Genomic DNA, 14371 nt, shown 5'->3' on the forward strand with positions numbered 1-14371 from the left:
CATCCAGGGATCGCGGATCCCCCCTTACGGGCGCACGGGCCCTGAGCCGGCGGGAACAGCGCACTCTGCGGCTGCGGGGGCCGCGCGCTCACTTCCCGCGAAGGCCCCGGGCGCGGGTGACGAGCTCTTCGGGCAGCCCGGGTCCCACGCACGCGTAACCGATCAGCAGGTCCCGGTAGGCCGGGTTCGTCAGCTCGGGTGCGACGGTGATCAGCGCCATGAGGTCGTCGGGCGAGCCGGACAGTCGCGTTCGGTAGGCGGCGCCGGCCGCCCGCAGGGAGACTTCGGCCGGTTCCATGAGGGCGAGTTGAGGCAACTCGCCTGGAGTCAGCCCGGCTGCGATGCCCCAGGCCGATGGCGGGTCCTGGGGCTTCGTTCATGCGGGGAGAGCGGTTGTGGTGCCGGTCAACGGTTGAGTACTTCTTCGATCTTGGTGGCTACCTGCTTGGCCTGGATGTCGCGGCCCTTCGCGTTGGGGTGCGCGTACCAGGGGATCTTGGTATCGAGGAGTTCGAGCTGGGACTCCTCCAGCAGGCCGCCGATACCTCGGTCGGCGCCGTCGCACGCCGTGTTGGCGCCGGTGCTGGCGTAGAGGTCGACGAAGTCGGCGCCGCCATCGGCGTCGGTGGCAGCCTTCTTCATGACGTCGTTGAGCCGCTTCTGGATCTGGTCCAGGACCGGCAGGGCGTCCTGGGAGACGTCGGCGAACGGCAGCTGCGTCTGGCCGGGCGCAGCGGTCTGGCACTTGGTGGTGTCGGCGGGCACGAGGCGGGGGTAGCCGACCAGGACGCGCTTCGCGGCGGGGGCGAAGTAGCCGATGCGGTCGAGCAGCTCCTCCAGATCGCCGGCGACCTGCTCGAACTGGCCGTCCAGCCAGCTCTTTCCGTCGCCGGTCTCGAAGAACTCACCGCACTTGGCGGCCGGCTCGTCCCCGTCCACCGGGTCTCCCGGCAGCAGAGAGGGCTTCCGGAGCTCGTCGGAACACTGCTTCAGGATGCGGTTGAAGCCCAGCGTATTGCCGCCCATGCTTCCCACGGCCAGCTGGGTGTCCTGCTTGAGCGCGTCCTGCTGCGCCGGTAGCGTCCCGGCGCCGAAGGGCAGCTCCTGCTTGTCCCAGAAGTGGCGGGCGAGGGCGCCTCCGCAGGAGACGTCCGACTGGACCTCCAGCGTGATGCTCTTGTCCGCGAGGCTCCGGGTGACGACGGCTGGATAGTTGTCCGTGGCCTGGAAGCACCAGCCCCTCTCGCTGCCCTGGTTGTTCACGGGAGCGATGCCGAAGTTGGCGGTGTAGGAGTCGCCGAAGAAGACGGTCGGAAGGGGGTCGGCGGGCGCCGCGGCGGCACCTCCCGCCGGCACGGCGAGTGCGAGGCAACTGCCGAACGCGATCGTGGCTGCGACCAGCCGCCGCGCCCTGGGAGTGGTCGTCTTACGCATGGCAGAAGACATGGCTGTGCCCTTTCGTAGAGGCCCACGAGAAGAGGGGATGAGACAGAAGGTAACTCTAGGTATTCATTCACGAGCGGAACGTGATGGTCCAGTGCTGGCGAAGCGCAACCGGGCGATCTTGGTCAAATCTCGTCACGTCGACTCGTCTCGCCTGATCAGCGAGGGTGCCGAGGAGGAGCGGCTACCTAGATCGAGAACGTCCATGACCCGAACGGGGAGGGCAGATGTGGCCGCGCTGCGAGCCGGACTGCAAGGCCGCCTGCCGGCAGGACGACGGGAGTCGGCCCACGGCCGTTCCTGCCGAACGAATGGGCGGCCGTCGCAGACGCGCGCAGCAGTTGACACTGCTGCGCAGCTCGAACCGGCCGGAGTTCCGCCTGCGACGGGGTCACTCGGGCCCACCCCACCCCTGATCGTCGGACGAGGAGAGGCTCGGGAACCTCATCACAGCCACTCAAGATCCCCCACGCCCCACAAGGCCGATCATCCCGGCGCAGGACACCGGCGGGAATTACCCGCTCTTGACACCGCAGCTCATGCAGGGTGTTCGACAGCAAGTTGATTCCCGGCAAGTCCTTAGCCACGGCCAACCGATCCGGTTCCACGAGCGTCCCGTTCGGCATGAGCACGCACCGCCGCACCTGTGCCGCAGAACCTTCCGTCAGACCCCTGCCGCCTTCCTGAGGACCACGTTCGGCCGCAGCGGGCCTTCGGGGGCGGTCGGGTCCTCGAAGTCGTCGTCGGGGTCCCGGGTCATGCCGAGGCGGCGCATCACCGCCTGGGAGCGGTGGTTGGTGGCCGTGGTCACCGCGAGGATCTCCGGCAGTCCGAGGGTGTCGAAGCCGAAGGCGAGTACGGCGCGCGCGGCCTCGGTGGCGTAACCGTGGCCCCAGGCGGGCCGGGCGAGGCGCCAGCCGATCTCCACGCCGGTGAAGGGGAGGCCGGGATCGACCTCGTCCAGGCCCGCGAAGCCGATGAACTTGCCCGTGGCGCGTACCTCGACCGCCCACCAGCCGTAGCCCCGCCGGGCGAAGTCGGCCCGGAAGCGAGCAACGGATGCGTCACTCTGCTCGCGGGTCAGTACGTCGCCGAGGTGCTCGCGGACGGCTGGGTCGGCGTTCATGGCGGCCCAGGGGGCGAGGTCGGAGTCCCTCCACGGGCGCAGGGCCAGGCGTTCTGTGGTCAGGGCGGGGTGTTCGGCAGATCGTTCCGTCATGCCGCCAGCCAACGCGAACCGCCCCTCCCGGACAACCGCGTTTCCCGACCACCCGAAGCTCAAGTCCTCAGCTTCGAGCGCTCTTTCAGTGGATTGGAAGGAGGGTCCTTTTCCCGCCCACCCACCCTCCCCGAGCTGGAAAGAGTGACTTTTCGTGAGCGACTTGCCACGCATCGTGGCGACGCTCTAGCGTGCGGATCGACAGACAGAACGACCCCCGTCGGTGCGCCAACACCGGACAGGGGTCTGATCACCCAGCACGGAATAGGCGAACTGAATGACTGCCACGCAGTTTAGTGCGGCCCCCCACACCTCCACGGTTGCCCCGCACCCCATGGCGAACCCCGGTTACGGCAAGCGTTCCGCCGTGGACCAGAGCCCGCGCGGCGAGCGCGACTTCGCCCACCTTCCGCCCCGTGAGGCGGCCGTCGCCGCGTACATCGACCGGCTGCCCGACGGCTCCGACATCTCCGTGAAGACCCTGGCCAGGGCCCTCCCCTACGGCCAGTGCGCGCTGCGGACCGCACTCAACAGGCTCCAGGCCGCCGGACATCTGCGCCGGGGACGCGAGTGCGTCACCACCGACCAGCTGATGATCTGGGTGACGCGTACGTTCTTCTCCCGGACCGCGCGGGACGACGAGTGGTGGGCCGCCTTCGTCCGGGGCGACGTGCCGCGCGAGACGGCGCCGCAGCGGCCGACCCGGTCCCGGGCCTACGCCCTGCTGGCCGCCCTGGGGCGCAAGGCGCCGTCGCTGAGCCTGTCGGCGGCCGAGTGCGAGAGCCTTGAGCCGCAGGTCGACGAGTGGTTCGAGCGGGGCGCCACGGAGACGGAAGTGATGCACGCCTTGACCGACGGGCTGCCCGTGCCGGTGCACCGCGCGTCCGCACTGATCCGCAGGCGCCTCGCCGACAAGCTGCCGCCGTACCGGCCCGCCCCCGAGCGGTCTTCGGCCCTGCTGACCCTGGAGTGCGGCGAGTGCCGCGCACCCGGCAGCCCGGAAGCACTGGCGGGCGGGCTCTGCTCCCGGTGCCGTGGCGAGGCCGCACCCGTCTCCGCCGGGCCGCCGGACGCTGTGCCCACCGAGGACGTACGCGCGCGCATCGCGGAGATCAGGGCGGGCGTCGTACCACGGTACGAGCGCACCGCGCGGGCGCGGCGGAAGCCGGATGCCGAACCCGAGGCGCCGTCCGCCCGTTGAGGAAGGCTCGTCCCGGAAGCTGCGCCAGGACGCGGAAGCCGCCTCGGAACGCCAGCACGTTAATAGGTCATGTACTACACTTTCCCCATGGATACGCCCCGCCCCGGCAAGACCCGAGTCACCAGCGTCTCCCTGCGCGCCGAGACCCTGGAGGCGATCCGCGTACGAGCCGGCAAACAAGGCATCTCGTCCTACATCGAGGAGGCCGTACAGCGGCAGCTCCAGCGCGAGGCCATCGATGAGTACATCGCCGCCGCTGAAGCGGAGCACGGCCCTGTCGATCCTGCCGAGGTGTCGGCCAAGGCCGAGCGCATCCGCGCCCACCACGCTGCCCACCGCGGCGACTCCGCTCCGGCGGACGCCGCATGAGCGGGACTCTCCTTCTTGACAGCGAGGCTCTCTCCAAGCTCTCCCGCCGGCACCGCGACATGACCGTGTGGCTGGACGTCGCCCGCAGCCTGGACCTGCTCGTCGTGACGAGCGCGGCCACGCTGGTGGAGGCACGCGATCCGAAGGTGCCGCAGGCGGCTTTCGACCATGCCGTTTCCCTGACCAAGGTGCGCCCCGTCACGGAGGAGAGCGCGCGTGCGGCGAGCAGACTGCTCGCAGCCGAAAGTCTGCACGGCCACAAGTACGCCATTGATGCGATGCTCGCAGCCACGGCTCATACGGAGCACGGTGACGTCACTGTCCTCACGAGCGACACCGATGACCTGCGCCGACTGTGCCACCCTCGCATCGCCGTCGAGCCGATCTGAGTGTCCGCGTCGGGTATTCCTGTACCTGCCGCTTTTCCGCAGGTCAACGCGTGATGCGCGAAGAAGGCTTGACCTCATCTTCGAGACGGCCCTCAGCCTGCTCGCCTGTGCCCTACTCGGCTGCCTGGTACTGGGAGCCTCCCCTGAGCTGGCCACTCAGTCCGCCTCTGACCGTGGCGGGAGGCGGCGCCTTGGCGCTCTTCCTCGTCTACGGCGCATGGCAGAGATCCCTGATCCCCAGGAAGCGGAGCCGCCGGACCATCGCTTCCCTGAGCATCGCGGGCTTCACCCCGGCCGCTGCCACGGCTCTCTTCCTGCTGCTCTACGCCGGAGAATGCGGCTGCCTGTAACTGCCTGCCGCCGTGCGCCGTCCCGGCACCGCACCACCGGGACGGCGACTCCAGCTCGGGCCCGTGGGGCGAGGCCCGGGCGAACGGAGTTACGGGCGCTGGGCCTTCCAGTCGGCGACGTCGGAGGAGCGGTTGGAGTAGGCGTTGGTGCACACGTCGTACTTCCCGCCGGCCGGACCGTGGCCGTTGGTCTCCAGGAAGCCACCGTTGTCGGCGTAGAGGTTCCACAGGTGGATGACGTCCCCGGGGCGGATGTTCCCGTCGGCGGGCGTGGACGTCCGTGCGGTGATGCGCCAGCGGCCGGTGCCGGAGCCGGGCGCGCGGTCCTTGTCCTTGGACGTGGAGACGTTGTACCGGGCGCCCGCGTTCCTCTGGTCAGGGGTGGCGTGGCCGTTGGTGTCGAGGTAGCCGCCGTCGCCGCCGTAGAGGTTGCGCAGCTGGATCACGTCGCCGCTGACGACCGGGGTACCCGCGGCCTTGCCGGTCGGCGAGAGGATCTCCCAGGTTCCGGTGCCTTCGCCTCGGGTGGGTGACTCGGCGGTGGACACGGCGTACTTGCCGCCGGAGTCGCTGCTGTGCCCGTTGGTGTCGAGGTAGCCGCCCTTCCAGTCGCTGTAGCCGTTCTGCAGGTGGATCTTGTCGCCGTACTTCAGCTCGTTCGCCACGGTCACTCCCGTTTCGGTCGTTCGACGGCATGCGAGTGCCCCTGTTCCCCCAGAACCTGCTGGCCAGGGCCCCGCCACTGGTGATCATGGAGAGGTCGTGGAGCGCCGCGCCAGAGGGGTAAGCCGGGCTCCATCCGATCGAGGTAGCCGCACGTGCCGGGTTTGACCCGGTGTTCAACCACTCAGCCTGGAGGCTCTTCCGCGGGGCTCCGGAAGGTTCGCGCCCCGCCGCTCCCCTACTCCCCGGTAGCGACCGGTTCGGGTGCGCACGGGAGGCCGGGCCGCTGGTCCGGTGCCATATTCGGCGTGTGGCCGTCGTCATGCGGCCACACGACTCGTGTGCCGCACACCGTGCCGGGACCGCAGCCCCGCGCCCGCACGCCGACCCGACAGCGAGGCCCCGGGTGCATTCCAACGATCGCGGAGGGCACGTCCGGCAGGACGCGGCGGGCCCCGAGCTGGACCGGCTCATGGTCTCGGCCGCCGAAGGGGACCGGGAGGCCTTCGCCGAGGTGTACGACGTGACCGCGGCCCCCGTCATGGGGCTCGTACGCCGCATCCTGCGGGACACCGCCCAGTCCGAGGAGGTCACCCAGGAGGTGCTGCTGGAGGTGTGGCGCACCTCCGGCCGGTTCCGGCCGGAGCGCGGGAGCGCGATGACCTGGATCATGACCCTCGCGCACCGGCGGGCAGTCGACCGGGTGCGCTCCGCGCAGGCCAGTCAGGACCGCGAGCACCGGGCGGCGACGCTCAGCGAGGACACCCCCTTCGACGAGGTCGCCGAGCAGGTGGAGACCCGCATGGAGTGGCAGCGGGTCCGGAGCTGCGTGCGTGGACTCACCGACATCCAGCGCGAGACCGTCGTCCTCGCCTACTACGGCGGACACACCTACAAGGAGATCGCCCAGTCCCTTTCGCTGCCGCTGGGCACGGTCAAGACCCGCCTGCGGGACGGCCTGATCCGGCTCCGCCGCTGCCTGGGAGGCAAAGCGTGAACGCCGACGACCCGCACGAGCCCTCCGGCGCCTACGTCCTGCACGCGCTGCCCGAGGAGGAGCGCCGGGCGTTCGAGGAACACCTCGCCGGGTGCCGGCAGTGCCAGGAAGAGGTGGCCGAACTGCGGGCCACGACTGCCCTGTTGGGGCAGACGACCTCCGAATCCCCGCCGGGCGCCCTCCGGGACCGCGTCCTGAGCCAGCTGGCCACCACCCCCCAGGAGACCCGCCCGCGTGCGGAGGCACCCGGCCCCCGTGCCGGGGAGCCCGGCCCGGACACGAGGGCGAGGGTCCGCAGGCGCGGACCGGCCCGGGCCCTGCGCATGGCGCTCGCCGCGTCGGTGGCCGTCGCCCTGGTCTGCCTCGGACTCGCCGGTTGGCAGTGGCAGGAGGCCTCGGACGCCAAGGACCACGCGAGCCAGGTGGAGGCGCGGGCCGATAGGGCCGAGGAGCACGTCCGCCAGGTGGAGGCGGACGCGAGCCGGGCCGAGTCCCAGCAGGAGAACGTGACGAAGGTGCTCACCGCTCCCGACGTCCGGCTGCAGACCCAGACCCTCAGCGACGGTGCCACGGCCTCCGTCACCTTCTCCCGGAGCGAGGACTCGGCCACCCTCGCGGTCTCCGGCCTGCCGGAGCTCCCGGAGGGCCGGACGTACGCGGCGTGGTTCATGGAGGACGGAACCCCGGTGCCGGCCGGGCTGCTCACCAACAACCCGGAACGCCGGGTGACCTTGCTGAAGGGGACCCTGGACAACGCCTCGGCCGTCGCCCTCTCGGTGGAACCGGCCGGGGGGTCCCCGCAGCCGACCACCACACCGCTCGGCGCGGTGCCGCTGTACGCCTGAGCTCGCTCCACAGGCCGAATCACAGGCCGAATCACCATGAACTTGACCAAACTTTTCCTCCGGTGGCTCCGAATCCCATGTGAAATGCCGCCCGGACCATCGGAACCGGCGCTCGCAACCGGAACGGCGCCTGGCGGACATACGAAGCAGGCAAGCCACCCTCCTCGGGACCGTGCCATGACCACCCTGACCGCACCACAGCCCGCAGCCACTCCGACCCCCGCGTCCCTCACGGCCGGCACCCTCACGATTCCCCTGCCGTCCGGACCCGAAGCTCCCGCGCACGCCCGCCGTGCGGCGCTCGGCTTCCTCCACTGGTCATGGCCCGCCCTCACGCAGGACCGTTGCGACGACTTCCTGCTGATCGTCTCCGAGCTGGTCACCAACGCCGTCCGGCACGCACCCGGCCCGAACACCCTCACCCTGACGACCACCGCCGAGGCCCTGGACATCGCGGTCACCGACGGTTCGCGCACCGAGCCCGCGCCCCGGACACCGGACCTGAGCGACGGCACCGGGGGGATGGGCCTGCACATCGCCGAGGACCTGGGCGCCCGGATCTTCATCGAGCCCCTGTCGGCGGGGAAGTGCGTGCACGCGGCCTTCTGCCGGGGGTGAGCCGCGCTCACGCCCGGCCACGCACCTGCCGCGCCCACGTACGGGATGGTCATCCGTACGTGGGCGCGTATCCATGGGTCACCAGGCTCCCGGTGCCGGCGGGGCGACCACCGGCGGCCGGTCGTCGCAGGTGATCGTGTTCGGCAGCAGCCACGGCGCCAGCCAGTCGCCCGTCGGGCCGCCGCCGTCGTTGGAGCCGAGATCGGTCAGGGAGAACTCCGAACCGGCGGGGGTGAAGTTGAAGGAACCGCAGTTGTTGACGCCCACGGCCCCGACGTTCCTCGCGTCGACGTTCTCGAAGGTCGCCGAGCCCGCCGCCCGCGCGCTCACCACCGAGGTGCCCGTGCCGTCGACTCGGATGTCCTTGAAGTGCACGCCCCGGATCTTGTAGGTGTCCTTCACCGGCCAGTCGGTGACCAGCATGATCGCGTTGTAGGTGTTGTCGAGGAAGTGGCCGCCGGTGACCCGGATGTCGGCGTCGATGTCACGGTCCAGGGCGAAGAACCAGACGGCCCCGAGCCCGATCTTCCAGTTCAGCTCGTACGTCCCGGCCCGCACCGTCGTGTTGTCGGTGAGGTCGAGCCTGCCCCGGAAGGGCTCCGCGCCGAAGCGGGCGCCGACGTGCAGGGCGCTGCCCTCCCGGACGGGGTCCGCGATCAGGTTGCCGGAGACGGTGTTGTCCGTACCGCCGTAGATCGCGATGCCGTTGGCGAGGACCGGGCTCTGCACGGTGTTGCGGGCGAAGGTGTTGCCGGTGTTGGCCCGCTTCTCCGACCACATCGCCAGACCGTCGTCACCGGAGTTGCGGACGAAGGTGTGCGAGACCTCCGAACCGGTCACCCCGCCATGGAAGTTGATCGCGTCGGCGATCTGGTCGACGATGACGTTGTCCTTGATCCTTAGGTTCGACATCGGGCCGTCGAACCACATGCCGACCTTGGTGTGCCGGATGTGCAGCCCCTCGATCGAGGAGTCGCTCATCGCCCCGCCGATGCCGTTCACCTGGTCGGTGTCGATCCGTTCCCGTACGTCGCCCTCGATGGCGAACCCGGACAGGTGCACATCGCGGCTGCCGCCGTCGGCCGCGTCCTTGCCGTAGAAGCCGACCCCGGTGTGGACCGAGCCGTCGGCAGCAGGGGTGGAGAGGGCGACCTCCCTGCCCTTGAACTTCGTGTACCAGCTGCCCGCGCCCCTGATCGTCACGTCGTCGACGAGGATGTGCCGGTCGACCTGGTAGGTGCCCGGCGGCACGTACACCGGCAGGTTCTTGCGCTTGGCGAAGGCGATCGCCCGGTCCATCGCGTCGGCCGAATCCCGGCGACCCGTCGGATCGGCCCCGAAGAGAAGGGCGTTGGCGGCCCGGAGCTCCACATGCGGCAGGCCCACGAGTTCGGAGTCGAGGACGTCGATCACCGTCCACGCGGCCCGGCTCCCGGCCGGGACGGTGAGCCGGACGGTGTCACCCGCCCCGTATCTCTTGCCCAGCAGCAGGCGCTGTTCGTCGTAGAAGTGGCTCGGCCGGAAGGGCTTGGAGATCTCGGGTGCCGGGGTCGTCTCGCTGGGCACGCAGGAGCACTCGGTGATCCACCAGCCGGGCTGGAGCAGCCCGGCCTGCGGGTCGTTGGTGAACGGGTACTGGTTGTAGAGCCAGGAGTACTGCGAGGTCAGCGTCATCGTCGAACGCTTCTTGCCGTTGACTGCCACATCGAGCGGGGCGGTGATCCCGCCGCCTCCGGGGGCGTCCGGGATGCTGTAGCGAACGGTGATCGCGTTCGCCGCCTCAGGAAGGGTGAACTCGACGTGCTCCCCGGGCTTCAGACTCACCGCCGTACGTCCGGACGCCTCGGCGGGCAGCGTGTACGCGGTGCGGTCGGGGCCGATGACCGTCCCGTTCGTCACGGCGTTCTCCGCCTCCTGCTCGGCGAAGGGCACATCGGCCCCGCGCCCGGCCACCAGCGCGGGATCGAGCCCGGCCCGGGTCACCACCGGCGCACCCCTCTCCGCACCCTGCGCCGCCGGTGCGCCGGTCAGCGCCCCCAGTCCGACTACGGCGGCCATCAGCGCGGCGACCGTGATGTGACGTGACATCGCATGCCCGTTTCTCTCGGAGGTGAGGCGACGGTAGGGCGCGCGGAATCATCACCACAAGAGGCGTGCGAACAGTTTCCTCCTGGATGATGGATAAATGCAGAGAACCGTCATTCTTTTGCATGATGATGTCGAGACCTCACGGCGAAGTCGTGACGTCAGACGATGATCTGCGGGTGTACGGGGCTGAGGTGGTGCACGGCGCTCCGGGCGGAGTGCTCGGTGAGCAGGGCCTGCAGTTCGCCGGCGGCGGTGGCCAGGAGGTGGCCGTCGCGGTTGGCGCTCAGGGTTTCGAGGACGAAGGCGACGTGGGTGGAGTCCTCGGTGACACGGGTGCGGTGGGCATCGCGGTGGTTCCAGTGGCGGGTGAGGACGTCGGTCGTGTCGGTGTAGATGATCTCGCCGGGCTTGGGGTTCTCGACGGTGTCGGGTTCGCCGAGCGGGGTGAAGGTCTCGGCACCTTCGGCGTAGCGGATCTCGATGTCGCCGGTGACGTGGTCGAGGTCGAAGGCTCCGGCGGGCAGGCCGTGGCGGACGGAGACGGCGTTGTAGGAGTCGACGGCCGGGTTGATGCGGGGCAGGGTGCCCTTCTTCGCCAGGCGGCGGCCGAGGGCGTCGACGCTGGGGCGGATGCGGCGGGGATTGGTGCCGAAGGAGCGGTAGGCGGTGTGCCACGCCTCGATGCGCGGGTCGCTCTCGTCGGCGGGGGCCCAGGTGCCGGAGGCGAGATCCTGCTCCAGGTCCTGCACGGCGGCGGCGGTGCGGGGCCAGGACTCGTGGCCGTTCAGGCCGGTGGCGGTGACGACGGCGATGAGGGTGTCGGGGAAGGCTTCGGCGACGGCGGGGCTGATGCGGAAGGCGGTCATCGTGGGAGCAGTTCCGTTCGTGATAGGGCCGAGGGGCGGTCAGGGCTTCCAGGTGCCGATGCGGTCCAGGCGGCGCAGTTGCTGGGCCGCGGAGGGTGCGTCCAGTGCGGTGCCGCGCTCGGTGAGCCGGCGGGCGGTGTCGGTGCGCTGCTCGGCGGGTTTGTGGTCGTCGTACTTGAACTTCGCGCGGACCTCGGTGACATCGAGGCGCAGGCCGCGGATGCCGGGCAGCATCCGCCCGTAAGGCGGCTGGTCGGGGTCGATGGGGGCGTGGTCGCCGTCGGGCTGGAAGTGGGCCATCTGACGGCGCAGCAGTTCGGCCTTGGCCTCGGGTTCGTCGACGATGGCGCCCCGGCAGGTGAACTGGACGGCGGAGTAGTAGCTGGTCGGCACGCCGTCGGTGGGCGGGACGTCGGGCTTGGCGCGCCAGGGGCCGGGGATGAAGGCGTAGTCACCGATGACGGTGAAGGTGACGTTCGGGTCGGCTTCGATCGCCTTCCAGACGGGGTTGGGGCGGGCGAAGTGGATCAGCAGGGCGGTGCCGTCGACGGTGAAGTGGGTGGGCACGGTGATGGGTGGGTGTCCGAGCGGGCCGTTGACGCTCAGGACGCCGAAGTCGTGGCCGTCCGCGATCCAGGTCTGCCATTCGGCGTCGTCCAGGGCGGCGTCCCAGGGCTGGATGAACATCGCCGGGCTCCTTTCAGAGGTACAGGTCGAGGGGTCAGGTGAGGGCGAGGAGGCTGACGGCGACGGCGGCGGTACCCAGGCCGATCAGCTGTCCGCGGTGGATGCGCTCGGACAGGACGCTGCGGGCGAGCAGGACGGTGCCGGCCGGGTACAGGGCGGTGATCACTGCGACGACGGCGAGGTCGCCGCTGCGGGCGGCGAGCAGGAACAGCAGGTTGGCGGCCGAGTCCAGTACACCGGCTGTCGCCGAGATCCCGTACGCGGGCTTCTCCGCGCCCAGGCGCCGGAACATCACGCCGGCGGCAGCCAGGGTGACAGCGGAGGAGACGGCACGGCCGACGATCAGCGGGCCCACGCCGCTGTCCGAGGGCGCCTGGTGCAGGAAGATCAGTTGCAGGGCGATCGCGGCCCCCGCACCGAGGGCGAGCAGCAGCGCGGTGCGCGAGGGGCGGGCCGACTTCGCGCCGTGTCCGGCGCTGACCAGGACCACGGCGGCCAGTGCCAGCGGCAGGCCGATCAGCCCGGCCGGCCCCAGGTGCTCGCCCTGCACCAGGCCCACGCCGACCGGCAGCATCGCCGACACCAGCGCGGTGACCGGGGACAGCACGTTCATCGGGCCGATTGCCAAGGTCCTGTAGAGCAGCGCGAACGCGGCGGCCGAGGCCACGCCGGAGGCAGCGCCCCACGCGAGGGTGGCCGGGGCGAACGAGGCGCCCAGGAAGGGCCACAGCAGCAGCTCGACGGCGAGCGAGGCCGGGGCCGCGATCATCACGGTGCGCAGGACATGGGCCTTGCGGGCACCCAGACCGCCGAGGAAGTCGGCGCATCCGTAGGCCAGAGAACTGCCCAGGGCCAACAGCAGAGCGATCACAGGTAGTCCATCCCTTACTATCAATGGAACGACTACACCGTACAACGCACCGACCGCAGGTCGTCAACTGAACGACCGCACGGGCCAGTGAAGTGACCGACATGGTTGAAGGGGTGACAGCGATGAACGAGACCGAGGAAGCGCTGCGAACGCTCGCGCACAACGTCCGCACGGCCCGCACCCGCGCCGGACTCTCCCTGGACGAGCTCGGCCGCCGCGCCAAGGTCAGCAAGGGCGCCCTCGTCGCCCTGGAGAAGGCGCAGGGCAATCCGAACTTCGCCACCCTGGTCCGCCTCGCCGACACCCTCGGTGCCTCCGTCTCCGCCCTGCTGGAAGGACGCCCGGAACAGCGGGTACGGGTGGTGGGCGCCGACGGCGTCATGCCTCTGTGGAAGGGCGAACACGGCAGCGAGGCCCGGCTCATGCTGACCACCGGCGGACCGGCGGCCACCGAAGTCTGGCGCTGGACCCTGACGCCAGGTGAGGAATACCCGAGCCATCCCCACCAGGCCGGCGTGACCGAGACCGTAAGTGTCACCGCCGGTGAGATGGTCCTCGTCGTCGACGGCACCGAATACCCCGTCGCCGCCGGACAGACCGCCGCCTTCGACGCCGACGCCACCCACACCTACCGCGGTTCGGGCACCGAGGCCTGCCATCTGATCATGACCGTCCACCTGCCCCCGGGGCCCGGGTAGCGCTCGCGGCAGCCCCGGAATGCGGGACAACCTCCTGGCGCCGGACGAAGGCGATCCGATCGGACCGCAGCGATCGGGCGCGGGCGAGGTCCCGGCTGCCAGGGTCGACATCGAAAGGGAGGCCCCATGATCTCGGCACTCAACCAGCTCGTGGACCACGTCGAGCGGCACCTCGACGAGGAGCTCGACGTCGCACGGCTGGCCGGAGCGCTCGGCACGACCGAGTACCACCTGCGCCGGATGTTCTCGTCGCTGGCCGGTATGCCGCTGTCGGAGTACGTGCGGCGGCGCCGCATGACCGTGGCCGCCGGACCTGTCGTCCGGGGCGAGGGCGATCTGCTGGGAATCGCCGTACGGCACGGATACGGCTCGACCGAGGCGTTCGGACGTGCCTTCCGGGCCGTCCACGGCGCAGGACCCGCCGACGTACGCCGCGACGGGGGCCCCTTGAGGACACAACCGCAGCTCAGGTTCCGCCTGACCGTCGAAGGGAGTACTCCCATGGAGACCCGCCTCGTCGACCGCGCCGCACTCCGGCTGGTCGGACACGCCACCCGCGTCCCGCTCATCCACGAGGGCGTCAACCCGCACATCCAGGAGCACATCGCCTCGCTGCCGATGGAGGCCCACCAGCGGCTGAAGGCCCTGAGCGACGCCGAACCCCCGGGACTGCTGCAGGTCTGCGACGATCTCGACCCCGACAGCGCGGAGGGCACCGAACTGACCTATCTGCACGGGGTCGCCCTCGGCCCGGACACCCCGGCGCCGGACGACCTCGACGCCGTCGAGGTGCCGGCCGGGATGTGGGCGGTCTTCCGTAGCAGTGGGCCGCATCCCGAGAGCCTCCAGACCACCTGGGCGGCGACCGCGACCGACTGGTTCCCCTCCAACCCGTGGCGGCTGCGTCCGGGCCCCTCGGTCGTGGCGGTCCTCGACCGCGCGGCGGACTTCTCCACCGCGACCTGCGAGCTGTGGCTGCCCGTCGAACCGGCGTAAGGCAGCACACCCCGCACAGCAGGAGGCCGGCGGGGGCGAGGGCCTGACACCCTCACCGCCGCCGGCATCCG

Annotated in this window: 17 protein-coding genes; 9 read left to right on the forward strand and 8 right to left on the reverse strand. The window is 70.4% G+C overall.

Annotated elements, in window-relative coordinates:
- Window positions 1-88 precede the first annotated feature (88 nt).
- The 3 genes from ACGFNN_RS15005 to ACGFNN_RS15015 form a co-directional block, all read right to left on the reverse strand.
- On the reverse strand, window positions 89-298 hold the full coding sequence (locus tag ACGFNN_RS15005; protein WP_393555925.1) for a hypothetical protein: 210 nt from the start codon (window positions 296-298) through the stop codon (window positions 89-91).
- A 107-nt stretch (window positions 299-405) separates the two neighbouring features.
- Window positions 406-1446: an SGNH/GDSL hydrolase family protein gene (locus ACGFNN_RS15010; RefSeq protein WP_393555927.1), complete on the reverse strand. Its 1041-nt coding sequence runs from the start codon at window positions 1444-1446 to the stop codon at window positions 406-408.
- Window positions 1447-2107: 661 nt separating this feature from the next.
- Window positions 2108-2662 (reverse strand): GNAT family N-acetyltransferase, encoded by a 555-nt coding sequence (locus ACGFNN_RS15015; protein WP_393555929.1) that lies wholly within the window; start codon window positions 2660-2662, stop codon window positions 2108-2110.
- Window positions 2663-2996: 334 nt separating this feature from the next.
- Here ACGFNN_RS15015 and ACGFNN_RS15020 point away from each other — a divergent pair, with 334 nt between their 5' ends.
- The 4 genes from ACGFNN_RS15020 (at window position 2997) to ACGFNN_RS15035 (ending at window position 4971) form a co-directional block, all read left to right on the forward strand.
- A complete protein-coding gene (locus tag ACGFNN_RS15020) occupies window positions 2997-3863 on the forward strand; it encodes a hypothetical protein (RefSeq protein WP_393555931.1) in 867 nt (288 codons plus the stop codon).
- An 87-nt stretch (window positions 3864-3950) separates the two neighbouring features.
- Entirely contained in the window at window positions 3951-4232 is a 282-nt protein-coding gene (locus tag ACGFNN_RS15025; RefSeq protein ID WP_393555933.1) for a hypothetical protein, read from the forward strand.
- Entirely contained in the window at window positions 4229-4621 is a 393-nt protein-coding gene (locus ACGFNN_RS15030) for a DNA-binding protein (protein ID WP_362541522.1), read from the forward strand. The genes ACGFNN_RS15025 and ACGFNN_RS15030 overlap by 4 nt, the downstream gene beginning before the upstream one ends.
- 107 nt (window positions 4622-4728) lie before the next feature.
- Window positions 4729-4971 carry a lysine transporter LysE gene (locus ACGFNN_RS15035; RefSeq protein WP_393555935.1) on the forward strand — a complete coding sequence of 81 codons (243 nt, stop codon included), beginning with the start codon at window positions 4729-4731 and terminating at the stop codon, window positions 4969-4971.
- An 89-nt stretch (window positions 4972-5060) separates the two neighbouring features.
- Here the strand turns inward: ACGFNN_RS15035 and ACGFNN_RS15040 are convergent, their stop codons facing one another.
- A complete protein-coding gene (locus ACGFNN_RS15040) occupies window positions 5061-5636 on the reverse strand; it encodes a hypothetical protein (protein ID WP_393555937.1) in 576 nt (191 codons plus the stop codon).
- 404 nt (window positions 5637-6040) lie between these two features.
- Here ACGFNN_RS15040 and ACGFNN_RS15045 point away from each other — a divergent pair, with 404 nt between their 5' ends.
- From ACGFNN_RS15045 to ACGFNN_RS15055, 3 genes are all read left to right on the forward strand, one after another.
- Complete coding sequence (locus tag ACGFNN_RS15045; RefSeq protein ID WP_393555939.1) at window positions 6041-6631, forward strand: sigma-70 family RNA polymerase sigma factor; 591 nt, start codon at window positions 6041-6043, stop codon at window positions 6629-6631.
- Window positions 6628-7476, forward strand: coding sequence for an anti-sigma factor domain-containing protein (locus tag ACGFNN_RS15050; RefSeq protein ID WP_393555941.1), 849 nt, complete (start codon window positions 6628-6630; stop codon window positions 7474-7476). Before ACGFNN_RS15045 ends, ACGFNN_RS15050 begins: the two co-directional genes overlap by 4 nt.
- 177 nt (window positions 7477-7653) lie before the next feature.
- Window positions 7654-8094, forward strand: a complete 441-nt coding sequence (locus ACGFNN_RS15055; RefSeq protein WP_393555943.1) for an ATP-binding protein — start codon at window positions 7654-7656, stop codon at window positions 8092-8094.
- A gap of 78 nt (window positions 8095-8172) precedes the next feature.
- Here the strand turns inward: ACGFNN_RS15055 and ACGFNN_RS15060 are convergent, their stop codons facing one another.
- The 4 genes from ACGFNN_RS15060 to ACGFNN_RS15075 all read right to left on the reverse strand — a co-directional run bounded on the left by ACGFNN_RS15060 (window position 8173) and on the right by ACGFNN_RS15075 (window position 12606).
- The gene (locus ACGFNN_RS15060; protein ID WP_393555944.1) at window positions 8173-10182 is read right to left on the reverse strand and encodes a glycosyl hydrolase family 28-related protein; all 2010 of its coding nucleotides are present in this window, start codon (window positions 10180-10182) and stop codon (window positions 8173-8175) included.
- A gap of 158 nt (window positions 10183-10340) precedes the next feature.
- The gene (locus tag ACGFNN_RS15065) at window positions 10341-11048 is read right to left on the reverse strand and encodes a B3/4 domain-containing protein (RefSeq protein WP_393555946.1); all 708 of its coding nucleotides are present in this window, start codon (window positions 11046-11048) and stop codon (window positions 10341-10343) included.
- Between the two features lie 39 nt (window positions 11049-11087).
- Window positions 11088-11735: an FMN-binding negative transcriptional regulator gene (locus tag ACGFNN_RS15070; protein WP_393555948.1), complete on the reverse strand. Its 648-nt coding sequence runs from the start codon at window positions 11733-11735 to the stop codon at window positions 11088-11090.
- Between the two features lie 34 nt (window positions 11736-11769).
- The gene (locus ACGFNN_RS15075) at window positions 11770-12606 is read right to left on the reverse strand and encodes an EamA family transporter (RefSeq protein ID WP_393555950.1); all 837 of its coding nucleotides are present in this window, start codon (window positions 12604-12606) and stop codon (window positions 11770-11772) included.
- Between the two features lie 122 nt (window positions 12607-12728).
- On the opposite strand from ACGFNN_RS15075, the gene ACGFNN_RS15080 reads away from it, so the two are divergent.
- Together ACGFNN_RS15080 and ACGFNN_RS15085 are read left to right on the forward strand one after the other, a co-directional pair.
- A complete protein-coding gene (locus ACGFNN_RS15080) occupies window positions 12729-13304 on the forward strand; it encodes a helix-turn-helix domain-containing protein (protein WP_393555952.1) in 576 nt (191 codons plus the stop codon).
- A gap of 126 nt (window positions 13305-13430) precedes the next feature.
- Window positions 13431-14300: a GyrI-like domain-containing protein gene (locus ACGFNN_RS15085; RefSeq protein WP_393555954.1), complete on the forward strand. Its 870-nt coding sequence runs from the start codon at window positions 13431-13433 to the stop codon at window positions 14298-14300.
- Window positions 14301-14371: the final 71 nt, after the last annotated feature.

Origin of the sequence: Streptomyces sp. NPDC048590, assembly GCF_043199535.1 — a bacterium.
Taxonomy (GTDB): Bacteria; Actinomycetota; Actinomycetes; order Streptomycetales; family Streptomycetaceae; genus Streptomyces.